This window comes from Ruegeria sp. CDSB114, assembly GCF_059611025.1.
The window spans coordinates 1436635-1450698 of sequence record NZ_JBXWOT010000001.1 but is presented as its reverse complement, the minus strand read 5'-3'; the positions used below and the strand labels follow the sequence as shown (position 1 = coordinate 1450698).

The following is a 14064-nucleotide window of genomic DNA, read 5'->3' as shown; positions in this document are numbered from 1 at the left end:
GGGCAATCATGGACATGTCACGCGTCGCCGAACAGGGGCTGGTGCTTTTGGGATGCGGCAAGATGGGATCGGCCATGCTTGCCGGGTGGTTAGAGCATGGCCTTCTTGCCTCGTCAGTCTGGGTGATTGACCCTTTCCCGTCGGATTGGCTGAAATCGTCGGGCGTCAACATCAATACCCCGCTACCCGAGGGGCCTGCAGTTGTGCTGGTCGCGGTAAAGCCGCAGATGATGGGCGATGCGCTGCCCGCAATTACAGCCTTGGGCGGCGGGCGCAGCCTGTTCGTGTCGGTCGCGGCGGGCACCTCAATCTCCACATTCGAAGAGGTGTTGGGCCAGAAAACACCAATCGTGCGTGCCATGCCGAACACCCCGGCGGCGATCCGACAGGGAATCACGGCGTTGATTGGAAATTCTGCTGTTTCGGATGCGGATCTGGCCCTAGCCGAAAACCTGCTATCTGCGGTCGGTGAGACGGTCAGATTGCAGGATGAGGCGCAGATTGATGCCGTTACCGGGCTGAGCGGGTCCGGCCCTGCCTATGTATTCCACCTTATAGAAACGCTCGCTGCCGCGGGTCAGGCTCAGGGCCTGCCACATGATTTGGCGATGAGGCTGGCCAAGTCCACGGTCGCCGGGGCAGGGGCCTTGGCCATGGCGTCTGACGAGGACCCATCGCAACTGCGCGTCAATGTCACTTCGCCTAATGGAACCACGCAGGCCGCGCTTGAGGTCCTGATGCACGACGAATTCGGTTTTCCCGACCTGCTGCACCGCGCTGTTAAAGCCGCAACCGATCGGTCCAAGGAGCTGTCTCGTGGGTGAAATTACATTCGACGATTTTCTTAAGGTCGACATTCGCGTCGGCGAGGTTATCCGCGCCGAACCCTTCCCCGAAGCGCGCAAGCCAGCGATCAAGATGTGGATCGATTTTGGACGAGACATCGGCGAGCGGAAAACCTCGGCCCAGATCACTGCGCATTATGATCCCGCCTCATTGGTGGGCAAGCAGGTGATGGCGGTGGTAAATTTCCCTCCGCGCCAGATCGGCAAGTTCATGTCCGAAGTGCTTGTTTTGGGATTGCCCGATGAGACTGGTGAGATCGTCCTGATCGGGCCGGATGGCAAGGTTCCAACCGGTGGGCGGATGCACTGATGCGTGTGTTCATTGCCCGACCGATGACCGCCTCTGTCGCAGCACGTGCACGCGCAGAGTTCGACGCAGAGATGCGCAGTGAAACCTTGCCGATGTCACCCAAGGAAATGGGGCATGCGCTGTCCGAATTCGATGTGGTGGTGCCGACCTTGGGAGACCTGTTCTCGGCCCAGATATTTGCTGAGGTGCTGGAACCGCGGTGCAAACTGCTGGCAAACTTTGGGGTTGGGTATAATCACGTAGATGTGGAGGCGGCCCGTCAGGCCGGAATCGCGGTGACCAATACGCCTGGCGCTGTCACTGACGCTACGGCCGATATTGCCATGACATTGCTGCTGTCCACGGCCCGCCGCGCCGGAGAAGGCGAACGGCTGGTACGTTCAAACCTTTGGCAGGGCTGGCACCCGACACAGATGTTGGGCCATCACGTGACCGGCAAACGGGTCGGCATTGTGGGCATGGGGCGCATTGGGCAAGCCATCGCGCGACGTTGCCACTATGGGTTTGGTATGCACGTCGCCTATCAATCGCGTAGCCCAAAGGAGCTAGAGTTTCCGGCGGATTATGTCCCAGACCTCAAAGCTTTGGCTGCCGGTGTAGATTTCCTGATCCTGGCTGTGCCGGGCGGTGCCGAAACCCGGCATCTGATCAATGCGCAGGTGCTGCAGGCGATGAACGCTGCTGCCATCCTGATCAATATTTCTCGGGGAGAGGTAGTGGATGAATCGGCCCTGATTTCGGCGTTGCAAGAAAAGCAAATCGCGGGTGCGGGTCTGGATGTCTACGAATTCGAACCCGCAGTGCCGCAAGCTCTGATAGATTTGCAGAACGTGACCCTGTTGCCCCACCTGGGTACCGCGACTGAGGAGGTCCGCAGCGCTATGGGGCACATGGCGCTAGATAATGTTGCGGCCTTTGTTCAGGGGCGCCCGCTGCCAAATCCGGTTTAGGTGCCCACGGCCTCGCGCCAATGCCTGCGGCACAGCGAGACATAGGTTTCGTTGCCACCAATTTGGACCTGAGCACCTTGGGTGATGGGATTTCCATTCTCGTCCTGACGAATCACCATTGTTGCCTTGCGGCCGCATTCGCAGATCGTGCGAACCTCACGCATCTCATCCGCCAGCGCCAGCAAGGCGGCCGACCCGGGAAACAGCCGGCCCTGAAAATCGACCCGCAACCCATAGGCCAGCACCGGCACGTTCAGGTCATCTACGGCGCGGGCCAGTTGCCAGACCTGATCTTCGGTCAGGAACTGGGCTTCGTCGATAAAGACACATGCAATTTTGCCTTGCGCCAGACGGGCTTCGATCATGGCGAAAACATCATCATCGGTGTCAAAAGTATCAGCCTCGGATGATATCCCAATCCGCGAGGCAATTTTCCCAGCACCGGCGCGCCCATCCAATGCAGCCGTCATCAGGTAAGTATCCATGCCGCGCTCGCGATAGTTATGCGAGGCTTGCAGCAACACGGTCGATTTGCCCGCGTTCATAGTCGAGTAGTTGAAGTAAAGTTTTGCCATGGCTCGGGTCTAATTCGCCAGCCCCGCCTGGGCAAGCCATCTCATGTGGCGAAATGAGCGACGCCGCCGTTGTCCAGTTAGGGGATGAGCTCACGCTCTTTGGGGATGGAGCCCCTGCACTCACAACAGCGACGCCTTCGGCCTTTAAGCGGCCTAAACGAAGCGGGGCTAATATGTGCCCCGCTATCACTCGCTACCGGCATTATTGCCGCCACTCACTCACAAAACCCTCGCATATCTGAGGGATAGCCAACATATCGCATTTCAATTATGACTCAGGTATGGGAAATTTCATTTCCCTTTCCCCCGCAATGGCAGATGTAGTGGGGAAGGCAGGTAGCAAAGGTAAAAACATGGCAGATATCGGGGCCTATCTCAAAAAGCACACCGAAGCGTTGGTCAAGGACGTTGGAATTGAGTCCGCGTGCGAGATCACGGGTAAATCCAAAGCCACGCTTGGCCGATATTATTCAGATAATGCAGAGCATGCTGATCGGTTCATGCCGGTTGATGCAGTTGCACGCCTTGAAGCGGTGGCCAACTTTCCGCATGTGACGTCGGCTTTGGCCGACCTCAAGAACATTACGCTGTCATATGATGGCCGCAACACGGACGCTCCTCGCACCGGAGGTGTGAATTCGGATGTCATCGCGTTGAGCCAACGCTTTGCCATGCTTATGACCGAATACCAGTCTGCTATCGAAGACGGTATTATCACGGTGAACGAGGCCAAACGCCTGTTGAAGGAAACCAGCCTGCTGCAGCATGTTCTGATCGAGATGAAGCTGCACCTGGAAGAAGAAAGCGTGAGCTGAGGCAAGGGAAGCTGCGTGTCTTGATCCAGTTTGGTGTGCGTACCGATACTCATGACATGCTAGGTCAAACTTGACCCGATCTGAACGCTCGCATGCTGGGGCTTTTGCCGCTTGCCGCCGGACGGGGTGATGCCAGTGCTGAAACAAGGATCAAACAACCAAGCCGGGTCGAATGAGCCCGGTTTTCTTGTACGAATTTGTAGTTGCGCGGAGTGTTGTCTTAACCGTGCCGTTTCACGATTACCGAACCCACGGAATACCCCGCTCCGAAGGAACAGATAAGGCCGATCTCGCCATCGGTGAAATCGTCCGAGTATTTCGAAAATGCGATGATCGACCCTGCCGAGGACGTGTTCGCATAGTCTTGCAGGATGTTTGGCTGCTCTCCGGGGGCGGGCTCGCGGCCCATGACTTTTTTACCGATGAAATCATTCATCGTTTTGTTCGCCTGATGCAGCCAAAGACGTTTGAGATCGGCGTTGCTGATCCCTTCGGCGTCCATGTGATCGGCAATGTGCTTGCTGACCATTGGAAGAACCTCTTTGAACACTTTACGGCCGTTTTGCATGAACTGCATATCGCGGCGGTCGGTCAATCCCTCTGGCCGAGTGCGACGCAGGAAGCCATTATTGTTTCGGATGTTGTTAGAAAAATCCGTGGCGCAGCTGGTCGACAAAATCTCGAAATGCGGTCCGGTCGCATCCTCGATCCGTTCAATCAAGGTGGCCGTTGCCACGTCACCAAAAATAAAGTGGCAATCACGGTCACGCCATTCCAGGTGGCCCGTGCAAATCTCGGGGTTTACCACAAGCGCACATTTGACCGAACCGGACCTGACCATATCCGCCGCCGCCTGAATGCCGAACGTGGCCGAAGAACAGGCAACGTTCATATCGAACCCGAACCCTTTGCATCCCAGCGCCTGCTGGATCTCGATCGCGATTGCAGGATAAGCCCGTTCATGGTTCGAAGCCGCGCAGATTACCAGATCAACATCGTCCCCGTTGCGCCCGGCCTGTGCCAGCGCTTTCTTGCAGGCGTCAACGGCCATTTCGGTCATGATGCCAGGTTCATCGTCAGAGCGCTGACGAAACAGCGGGTGCATCACGTCGGGATCCAGAACGCCCGCTTTGTCCATCACATAGCGGTTCTCGATTCCGGAGGCCTTCAGAATGAACTCTTCAGACGAATGCTGCATCGGCTCAACGTCACCAGCGGCAATCGCCTCTGCGTTCTGGGTGTTCATCCTGTCGGCATATGCATTGAAGGCCGAAACGAGCTCGGCATTCGTAATGACATTATCTGGCGTGAAAACACCCGAGCCGGTGATTGCTGGCGTATACATGTTGGGTCCTGGATTTCTGGATTCACCCAAAATGCCGTTATGATTGGTATTGTTCAAGAGAGATTGACCCGAGGGAATGTTAAGCTTGGTTGGAAATTGAGCTTCAGTTCTTGAATAGTTCGTTTTTCGAAGTATATACGCGTCAAATTCTGCAAGGAATCATCCCATGGCCCATGATCATAACACTCTGTTGCATCGCTTAAGCCCCGAGATGCAGGCGATGATGGGTGTGTATGCGCTCTATTGGAAGCTCGAGGAGAGCTTCGATGCCATCGAAATAGAGCTGAGCCATCAGGAATGCCATATGGTGATCAAATTGGATCAGCCCAGGCGCATGGGCGTTTTAGCGGCTGACATGCTGTCAGTTCCTTCGACAATCACGTCGACCGCCGATGCCTTGGAAAAAGCGGGCTATCTGAGACGCGAACGCGATCCAGAGGATCGCCGTGCATGGCTTTTGGTTTTGACCGAAAAAGGCACAGAAACACGCCAGATGCTTGTAGCCCAAGCGGGCGCCCTGTTTCAGCGCGCGTCCGGACTGAACAAAGATGAAACCGCAGAATTCGCAAGACTGGCCCGGAAGATCCGGGAAAACATACTGAAAACTGGAATTCCCGAGGGACTGAAGAAATGAAACTGATCTCTGCTTTGGGCGTGGCCCTGATCTTTCTCTCCAGCTCAATCATGGCTGAAGAAGCTGCCAAGCCGGTAAAGCTGATGGTGGTAAAGGAAACCACACCTGGGTTCACACGTCAGTTCTTTGGTCGCGTCGCTGCGCGGCAAACGGTTGATCTGGCCTTTCAGGTGGCTGGACAGATTGTTGAAATGCCAGTGGCTGAAGGATTTGTCATCCCCAAGGGTGAGCTGATCGCCGAGCTGGATCGTGAGCCGTTCCAGCGCCGCTATGATCGTGCCGTTCTGCAGAAAGATCAGGCGGATCGGACCCTGGCCCGCCTGTCTCGGCTGCGGGGAACTGCGGCCAGCCAAGTGGCTGTAGACGACTCTGAGACTGCGGCGCAACTGGCTGATATCGCTGTGCGTGACGCGCTTTACGACCTGGAACAGGCGACATTGACGGCACCATTTAACGCGCTGGTGTCCAGCCGGGCGGTCGAGGCCTTTACCACTGTTTCCGCAGGTACCCCGATCGTGCGCATCCATGATATGTCCGAACTTCGGATTGAGGTCGACGTACCCGAAATTTTGTTTCAACGGTCGGGCCAGCAGGATGACATCACCATCACCGCGAAATTTCCGGTGAGCGACGAAGTCTTCCCGCTTCAGATCCGCGAATTCGATGCTGAATCTTCAAGCGTCGGTCAAACCTTCCGCATCCAATTTGGCCTGACACCGCCTGAAGGGCTGCAAATTCTGCCTGGTTCGTCGGCTACTGTGACCGTTCGGGTCAAGGACCAGAAACGGGGAATCTTTGTTCCGCCTACAGCCATTGTGGCCGATGTCGAAGGGGCGCTGGGCGTAATGGTGTTTTCTCCGACTGGGGCTGACCAAGGGACACTGCGCCGCGTTCCCGTTACCATCGAGCCCACGGAAACCGGTGATGTCAACGTACTGGACGGCCTAAGTGACGGGGAAGAAATCGTTGTCGCCGGCGGCGACGTTTTGATTGACGGTCAGGTGGTGCGCCGCTTTACCGGTCTTGCCAACTAAGGGGCGGATTGATGAACATCGCACGCGCATCCATTGATCGCCCTATCTATACATGGCTGGTCATCCTGATCGCCTTGTTCGGCGGTATCTGGGGATTTCTGTCGCTTGGCCGTCTGGAAGATCCAGCCTTCACAATCAAAAACGCCGTCATCGCAACCCAGTATCCGGGGGCAACGGCTGAACAAGTGGCGCTGGAGGTTTCAGAGCCACTGGAATCCGCCATCCAGCAGATGGGCGAGGTCAAGACAATCACATCAGTGAACCAGCCCGGTTTTTCGCTGATCGAGGTCGAGATTAACTCAGCCTATGATGGGACCGAGCTACCGGAGATCTGGACCAAATTGCGCGCCAAGGTCCGTGACGCCTCACGGGAGCTGCCATCGGGGGTGGGTGAACCGCTGGTCAATGACGGGTTTGGCGATGTGTTTGGTTTGTTTTATGCGGTCACGGCCGAGGGCTTCTCGGACGCTGAAAAACATGAGCTTTCCACATTTCTTCGGCGCGAACTACTGACGGTTGACGGTGTCGCGGATGTCGAGGTGATGGGCCTGCCGCAAGAGGCGATCTTTATCGAACCCGACCTGTCTATTTCGGTGAACCAGAACGTGCCTCTGCAGGCGCTTACCGACGCGATTACAAATGCGGACTCGGTAAACTCGTCGGGGTCATTGCGATCAGAAGATGGCCGGACCGCAATATTAACCGCCGAAGGGTCCGATACGGTTTCCGCCATTGCTGGCCTTTCTGTTGGATCGCAGGGCCAGGTTATCAACCTGTTCGATATGTCGAATGTACATCGTGGTCGCCTAACCGATCCTAATGTCATCATCCGGTTCAACGGGACCGAAGCTTTCACTCTGGGTATCGCTGGGCTTTCGACTGATAATATCGTTGAGGTCGGCAAGCGTGCTGACGCGAAATTTGCCGAGTTGGATTCTCAGATCCCCTATGGTGTCGAAATCCTGCCGATTTACCAGCAGCACGTCGTTGTTGAGCAGGCATCGAACGACTTTCTGGTGAACCTCGCGCTGTCGGTCTCTATTGTTGTTGCGGTTTTGGCCTTGTTCATGGGTTGGCGCGCGGCTTTGGTTGTGGGAACAACTCTGTTGCTGACCGTGGTTGGCACGTTGTTGTTCATGGCATTGTTCTCGATCGAGATGGAACGAATTTCGTTGGGCGCTTTGATCATTGCGATGGGTATGTTGGTGGACAACGCCATTGTGGTGGCCGAAGGAATGCAGATTGCAATGCTGCGCGGCAAGAATTCGCGTGATGCGGCGGATGAGGCTGCGGCCAAAACGCAAATCCCGCTGTTGGGAGCAACGGTGATTGGCATCATGGCTTTTGCCGGGATTGGTCTTAGCCCTGATGCGACGGGCGAGTTCTTGTTTTCGCTATTTGCTGTAATCGGGATATCGCTGCTGCTGAGCTGGACCCTGGCGCTGACGGTGACTCCGATGCTTGGGCACTATTTCTTCAAGCAGGGCAAAGAAGGTGAAATTGATGCCTATGGCGGGATCATGTTCCGTGTTTATGGCGCGATCCTAAACTGGGCGCTGCGGTTCCGTTGGATGGTGATTGCAATGCTGGTGGGCATTACCGTGGTCTGTTTCGCAGGATTTGGTTTGGTCAAACAACAGTTCTTTCCAGACTCGAATACACCGCTGTTTTTCGTGCATTACAACCTGCCGCAGGGCACACCCATTGCGCGCACCGCCGAGGATATGGCTGTTTTCGAAAACTGGCTGGCGGATCGGGACGATGTGGTATCTGTCACGACATTTGTTGGGCAAGGAGCAACTCGTTTTTTGTTGACCTATTCTTCGGAAAAGCCGAACCCCAGCTACGGTCACATGATCATCCGGACGGAAACATTGGATGACATTCCGGCTTTACGGGCGGATCTCGAGGCGTTTGGCTCGGCGCAGTTCCCCGAAGGCAAGTTCCGCACCAAGCGGCTGGTCTTTGGTCCTGGGGGCGGTGATCCAATTCAAGCCCGTTTCTCGGGAAGCGATCCGGCGGTGCTTCGGCAACTTGCGAATGAGGCTGTGCAGACGATGCGCGCGGCTTCGCCCAATGCGCTGAACGTCTATCACGACTGGCGCGAACAAGGGCTGGCTGTCCAGCCAATTTATGCGACCGAACGGGCGCAGACCGCAGGGGTGTCGCGCGAAGATATAGCGGCGACTCTGCAATTCTCGACCGATGGGATCACCGGTGGTGTGTTCCGCGAGCGCGACCGCCTGATTCCGATCATCTTGCGCCGCCCTGTGGACGGGGATTATTCGATCGTGGATCAGGTTGTATTCTCGGACCAGTCGCAGAAATTCGTGCCGATCGAGCAGATGGTCGACAGGTTCGAATATAAGGCACTCAATACGCTGGTTCACCGCCGGGATCGTGTGCTGACCATTACGGTAGGGGCCGACATCCCGCCGGATTTGACAGCTGCGCAGGTTCATTCCGAAGTCCGCACAGCCATCGAAAGCATGGAGCTGCCAGCGGGCTATCGACTGGAATGGGGTGGAGAGTTCGAGAATGCTGGCGATGCAAATAAAAGCCTGGGTCGTCAGTTGCCGTTGAGCCTGTTGATTATGGTTCTGATTTCGGTGCTGATATTCAACGCCATTCGTCAGCCGATCATTATCTGGCTGTTGGTACCGATGTCGGTAAACGGAGTGGTGATCGGTCTGCTGGGAACGGGTCTGCCGTTCACATTTACGGCGCTGCTGGGACTGCTTAGCCTATCGGGGATGCTGATCAAGAATGGCATCGTTTTGGTCGAAGAGATCGACTTGGTACGTGCAACCGGTCAGGGGCTGCGTGAATCGATCATAGAGGCTTCGGTCTCGCGTTTGCGCCCCGTGATGCTGGCCGCGATCACGACGATCCTGGGCATGGCGCCGTTGCTGACGGATGCGTTCTTCAGGTCGATGGCGGTGACCATCATGGGAGGTCTGGCCTTTGCCACGGTCCTTACCATGGTGGCGGCCCCCGTGTTCTACATGGTGTTCTTCCTGCCGGAGGAACGGCGCAAGAAACCACCGCAGCCGGTTGTCTAAATGAAAAACCCCCGGTCATGGACCGGGGTTTTTCGTAATCTATCGCTGAGAATCTACCGAAACCTAATTCGATGGATCCAGCACGGTCATCATTGCTTCCCTCTGCTTTTCTTCCCAGTCACGTAAGCTTTTCTTCTTTTTGCGGGCATCTAGACACCGATCCAATAGCTTTTGGCAAAGGTCCATTAACTGGATTGGGTGTTCCTCTGGGACGGCAGCGAGGTTATCTAGTTTCACATGTAACAAGTAATTTAGCCTTCGCTGCAGTTCCCAAATCTCGTCATCGGCAGACATTGCTGTGTTTTGCGGCAATGGCGATGCTGTGTTTCTGGGGTAGTCCGAGGCAACATCTGAATTCGAAGTACTGTCGGCAGAAGTGTCACTTTCCGACGAAGACTTAATCGCAGACAAAACTTTGACTGCTGTACTCCGTTTTACGAACAGGCCTTTCTCCATATTGGTAAGAGTCGCTCGTGAAACGCCCGACACTCTGCAGAGCTCAGCGATTGTCATCCCGGCGCTTGATCTTTTGGAAGATAGTTCGTCAATCGCAACTTTGTCATTTTGCTTTGGCATAAACGGCTCCAAGTAATTTTGGATAAAAAAGCATTTTTATGCATTTTTGTCAACCAGATACTGCTACGAAACATCTTGTGATTATAAAGTTGCGTATTTATCCACGGTTGGGTTTCAAAATTATGCATTTTTGTGTAGTATGGGTCTGTCCGTTACTTGGCGGTGCGAGACAGACCCAATCCGAGGGATTGTCCTCAGAGTAAGTAATTTTTGCACAAAAGTGCATAATATTCAATGCTCCGGGGCGTTCTCTCCAATAAGGAGAATGAAAATGTTGCATCAAATCCGTGCAGCACTCGGAATAGACTTGATGTTGCTAGCAGCTGAGTACTCCCACTTGTTTCCGATGTTACCGGTGCCATTGGGCGGGAGTCACATAATTCAGATCGCAATTGTGCTTTGTGGCGCTATCGGCGCATATGAACTCAGCGCGTGTCTCGCAGAGTTCAGAAAAAAGCATCTCTCGAAGCGCAGTCGGAAAAAGTAGCAGGGCTTAGCCCTGCAACGATCTCACCTCGACATCACCTTCGGCCTGCGCCTTTATCGCCAACACGGCAGCGTGGCTGGCGGCGGCGGTCGTGAAATATGGGATCTTGTCATAAAGCGCGATGGACCGGATGGCTTTGCTGTCCTCGACCGCCTGTGCGCCTTCGGTGGTATTCATCACCAGTTGCACCTGGCCGTCCTTCAGCATGTCAGCCACGTCAGGACGGCCCTCATAGACCTTGTTGACCAGATCGCAGGCAATACCGTGCTCGGCCAGCCAGCTTTGCGTGCCGCGGGTGGCGACAAGGGCAAAGCCTTGCGCAGCCAGAACCTGTGCGGCCTCAAGCATGGCCGGGGTCTTGTCGGCATCCTTGATTGAGATAAATGCACGGCCCGAGGATGGCAGCACCATGCCCGCGCCCATCTGCGCCTTGAGGAAGGCGCGGGGGAAATCACGGTCCCAGCCCATGACCTCACCGGTCGAGCGCATTTCCGGGCCCAGGATTGTGTCAACGCCAGGGAAACGGGCGAAAGGCAGAACCGCCTCTTTCACCGAGAACCACGGCATATCCGGATCGGCCAGCGTCATCTGGTCGGCGATCTTGGTATCGTCCACGGTTTTGTATGCAGGGCGCAGCGGGAAGTCCGCCAGCTTTTCGCCCGCCATCACGCGCGCGGCGATCGAGGCGATGGCGCTGTCCGTCGCTTTGGCCACGAAGGGCACGGTACGCGAGGCGCGCGGGTTGACCTCGATCAGGTAGATATCATCATCCTTGATCGCGAATTGAATGTTCATCAGGCCGACAACGTTCAGCGCCTTGGCCAGCTTGAAGGTCTGCTCTTTGACCCGGCCAATCACTTCTTTCGACAGCGAGTAAGGTGGCAGCGAACAGGCGCTATCGCCCGAATGCACGCCGGCCTCTTCGATATGCTGCATGATGCCTGCGACATGAACATCCGTGCCGTCGCACAGCGCGTCGACATCCAGTTCAACCGCGCCCGCCAGATAGCTGTCTAGCAGCACAGGGCTGTCGCCCGAGACCACCACGGCCTCGTTGATATAGCGCCGCAGCTGGTCCATATCGCGCACGATTTCCATCGCGCGGCCACCCAGAACATAGGAGGGACGGATCACCAGCGGAAAGCCGATATCCTCGGCGATTTTCAGCGCTTGCTCGTCGGTCGATGCGATGCCGTTATTGGGCTGTTTCAGGCCCAGATCATTGACAAGCGCCTGGAACCGCTCGCGGTCTTCGGCCAGGTCGATGGCGTCGGGCGTGGTGCCGAGGATCGGAATGCCTTCTTCTTCCAGCGCATTGGCCAGTTTCAACGGTGTCTGCCCGCCGAACTGAACGATCACACCGTGCAGCGTGCCGTTTTCCTGTTCTTTCGTCAGGATTTCCATCACGTGTTCAAAAGTTAGCGGTTCGAAATACAACCGGTCTGAAGTGTCATAGTCGGTCGAAACCGTTTCGGGGTTACAGTTGATCATGATGGTCTCATAGCCCGCATCGGTCAGTGCGAAGCAGGCGTGACAACAGCAATAGTCGAATTCGATCCCCTGACCGATCCGGTTGGGTCCGCCGCCCAGGATAACAACCTTCTTGCGGTCACTCGGGCGCGCCTCGCACTCAACATCACCCATCATAGGGGCTTCGTAGGTCGAGTACATATAGGGCGTCTGCGCCTCAAACTCGGCAGCGCAAGTGTCGATGCGTTTGAACACTGCGTTAACACCCAGATTGCGGCGGGCGCGGCGTACATTGCCTTCGTCACGGCCTGTCAGGTTGCCCAAGCGCGCATCGGTAAAGCCAAGCATTTTCAGCCTGCGGATGCCTTCTTCGGTCACCGGCAGGCCGTCTTTGCGCAACTGACGCTCGGCTTCGATGATCTCGCGGATGCGGGCCAGGAACCAAGGGTCAAATTTGGTGACCCCAAAAATCTCATCATCGGTCAAACCATGACGCATGGCCTGCGCGATGGTGCGCAGACGGTCGGGGGTTTGCTTGCTGATCGCTTTGATCACCGCGACTTTGTCACTGACCTCGTCCCAGACACCAACGTTCAGGCCGGGGATTTCTACTTCATCAAAGCCAGTCAGGCCGGATTCCATCGAGGCCAGCGCCTTTTGCATCGATTCGTGGATCGTGCGGCCAATGGACATGGCCTCACCCACCGATTTCATCGCCGTGGTCAGGTAAGGTTCAGAGCCGGGGAACTTTTCGAACGCAAATTTCGGAATTTTTGTCACGACATAGTCGATGGTTGGCTCGAAGGAGGCGGGCGTGACCTTGGTGATGTCATTGTCCAGCTCGTCCAGCGTATAGCCAACAGCCAGTTTGGCCGCGATCTTCGCAATCGGGAACCCGGTCGCCTTGGACGCCAGCGCGGACGAACGCGACACGCGGGGGTTCATCTCGATCACGACCATTCGGCCGTCTTCGGGGTTGATCGCCCATTGTACGTTCGAACCGCCAGTCTCGACCCCAATCTCGCGCAGAACGGCGATGGAGCCGTTGCGCATGATCTGGTATTCTTTGTCGGTCAGTGTCAGGGCAGGGGCCACGGTGATCGAGTCGCCGGTATGCACACCCATCGGATCGATATTCTCAATGGAACAGACGATGATGGCGTTGTCGGCCGTGTCGCGTACAACCTCCATCTCATACTCTTTCCAACCCAGCAGGCTCTCATCGACGAGGATTTGGTTTACCGGCGAGGCATCCATGCCCGAGCGGCAGAAGTGAATATAATCCTCGCGGTTATAAGCCACACCGCCGCCGGTGCCGCCCATGGTAAAGGCGGGGCGAATGATGGCAGGCAGGCCGATGTCTTCCAGATCGCCTAAGGCAATCTGGACGCCAGCATCAAGATCGGTGGAGCCGTCGTCGCGCTTGGGGGCGGTAACGATGGTGGCCTTGGGGTTTTCAATGCCCAGCCGATCCATCGCTTCGCGGAATAGTTTGCGGTCTTCGGCCATTTCGATGGCGTCGCGGGTCGCACCGATCATCTCGACACCGAACTCGTCCAGTACGCCCATCTCTTCCAGTGCAAGTGAGGTGTTCAGTCCGGTCTGCCCACCCATTGTGGGCAACAAGGCGTCGGGGCGTTCTTTCTCGATGATCTTGGCGACAACTTCGGGCGTGATCGGCTCGATATAAGTGGCATCGGCCAGACCGGGATCGGTCATGATTGTCGCCGGGTTTGAGTTTACCAGAATGACCCGGTATCCTTCTTCGCGCAGGGCTTTACAGGCCTGTGCGCCTGAATAGTCGAATTCGCAGGCCTGACCGATGACAATGGGGCCCGCCCCGATGATCATGATCGACTGGATGTCGGTTCTTCTCGGCATAGCCTGTTTCCTTCGGTTAACTGCGAGTCAGGGCACCGCCCGCGTGCCCAAATTGTTCTGCGTTATAGGGACCGCGCCAA

At 56.1% G+C, this 14064-nt stretch carries 11 protein-coding genes; 7 read left to right on the top strand and 4 right to left on the bottom strand.

The window, feature by feature from the left end; all coding sequences use genetic code 11:
- Positions 1-8: 8 nt before the first annotated feature.
- The 3 genes from proC to AC2FIP_RS07185 are packed head-to-tail and all read left to right on the top strand — an operon-like array spanning position 9 to position 2105.
- A complete protein-coding gene (proC, locus tag AC2FIP_RS07195; RefSeq protein ID WP_496691005.1) occupies positions 9-824 on the top strand; it encodes a pyrroline-5-carboxylate reductase in 816 nt (271 codons plus the stop codon).
- Positions 817-1155, top strand: a complete 339-nt coding sequence (locus AC2FIP_RS07190) for a tRNA-binding protein (protein ID WP_282021513.1) — start codon at positions 817-819, stop codon at positions 1153-1155. Before proC ends, AC2FIP_RS07190 begins: the two co-directional genes overlap by 8 nt.
- The gene (locus AC2FIP_RS07185; RefSeq protein WP_496701512.1) at positions 1155-2105 is read left to right on the top strand and encodes a 2-hydroxyacid dehydrogenase; all 951 of its coding nucleotides are present in this window, start codon (positions 1155-1157) and stop codon (positions 2103-2105) included. The genes AC2FIP_RS07190 and AC2FIP_RS07185 overlap by 1 nt, the downstream gene beginning before the upstream one ends.
- On the opposite strand, the gene AC2FIP_RS07180 is transcribed toward AC2FIP_RS07185, so the two are convergent.
- Positions 2102-2680 carry a thymidine kinase gene (locus AC2FIP_RS07180; protein ID WP_142636576.1) on the bottom strand — a complete coding sequence of 193 codons (579 nt, stop codon included), beginning with the start codon at positions 2678-2680 and terminating at the stop codon, positions 2102-2104. The two genes, AC2FIP_RS07185 and AC2FIP_RS07180, sit on opposite strands and share 4 nt — an antisense overlap.
- 353 nt (positions 2681-3033) lie before the next feature.
- On the opposite strand from AC2FIP_RS07180, the gene AC2FIP_RS07175 reads away from it, so the two are divergent.
- Complete coding sequence (locus AC2FIP_RS07175) at positions 3034-3495, top strand: hypothetical protein (RefSeq protein WP_142636888.1); 462 nt, start codon at positions 3034-3036, stop codon at positions 3493-3495.
- A gap of 220 nt (positions 3496-3715) precedes the next feature.
- Here AC2FIP_RS07175 and AC2FIP_RS07170 read toward each other — a convergent pair whose 3' ends face one another.
- On the bottom strand, positions 3716-4840 hold the full coding sequence (locus tag AC2FIP_RS07170; protein ID WP_496701514.1) for a beta-ketoacyl-ACP synthase III: 1125 nt from the start codon (positions 4838-4840) through the stop codon (positions 3716-3718).
- A gap of 166 nt (positions 4841-5006) precedes the next feature.
- Here AC2FIP_RS07170 and AC2FIP_RS07165 point away from each other — a divergent pair, with 166 nt between their 5' ends.
- The 3 genes from AC2FIP_RS07165 to AC2FIP_RS07155 are packed head-to-tail and all read left to right on the top strand — an operon-like array spanning position 5007 to position 9570.
- Positions 5007-5474, top strand: a complete 468-nt coding sequence (locus AC2FIP_RS07165; protein WP_185956678.1) for a MarR family winged helix-turn-helix transcriptional regulator — start codon at positions 5007-5009, stop codon at positions 5472-5474.
- Positions 5471-6508, top strand: coding sequence for an efflux RND transporter periplasmic adaptor subunit (locus AC2FIP_RS07160; protein WP_271949243.1), 1038 nt, complete (start codon positions 5471-5473; stop codon positions 6506-6508). Before AC2FIP_RS07165 ends, AC2FIP_RS07160 begins: the two co-directional genes overlap by 4 nt.
- Before the next feature lie 11 nt (positions 6509-6519).
- Positions 6520-9570, top strand: coding sequence for an efflux RND transporter permease subunit (locus AC2FIP_RS07155; RefSeq protein ID WP_496785714.1), 3051 nt, complete (start codon positions 6520-6522; stop codon positions 9568-9570).
- Between the two features lie 63 nt (positions 9571-9633).
- Here AC2FIP_RS07155 and AC2FIP_RS07150 read toward each other — a convergent pair whose 3' ends face one another.
- Together AC2FIP_RS07150 and carB are read right to left on the bottom strand one after the other, a co-directional pair.
- On the bottom strand, positions 9634-10146 hold the full coding sequence (locus AC2FIP_RS07150; protein WP_496785712.1) for a helix-turn-helix domain-containing protein: 513 nt from the start codon (positions 10144-10146) through the stop codon (positions 9634-9636).
- Positions 10147-10639: 493 nt separating this feature from the next.
- Positions 10640-13984 (bottom strand): carbamoyl-phosphate synthase large subunit, encoded by a 3345-nt coding sequence (gene carB / locus AC2FIP_RS07145; protein ID WP_496785710.1) that lies wholly within the window; start codon positions 13982-13984, stop codon positions 10640-10642.
- Positions 13985-14064 lie beyond the last annotated feature (80 nt).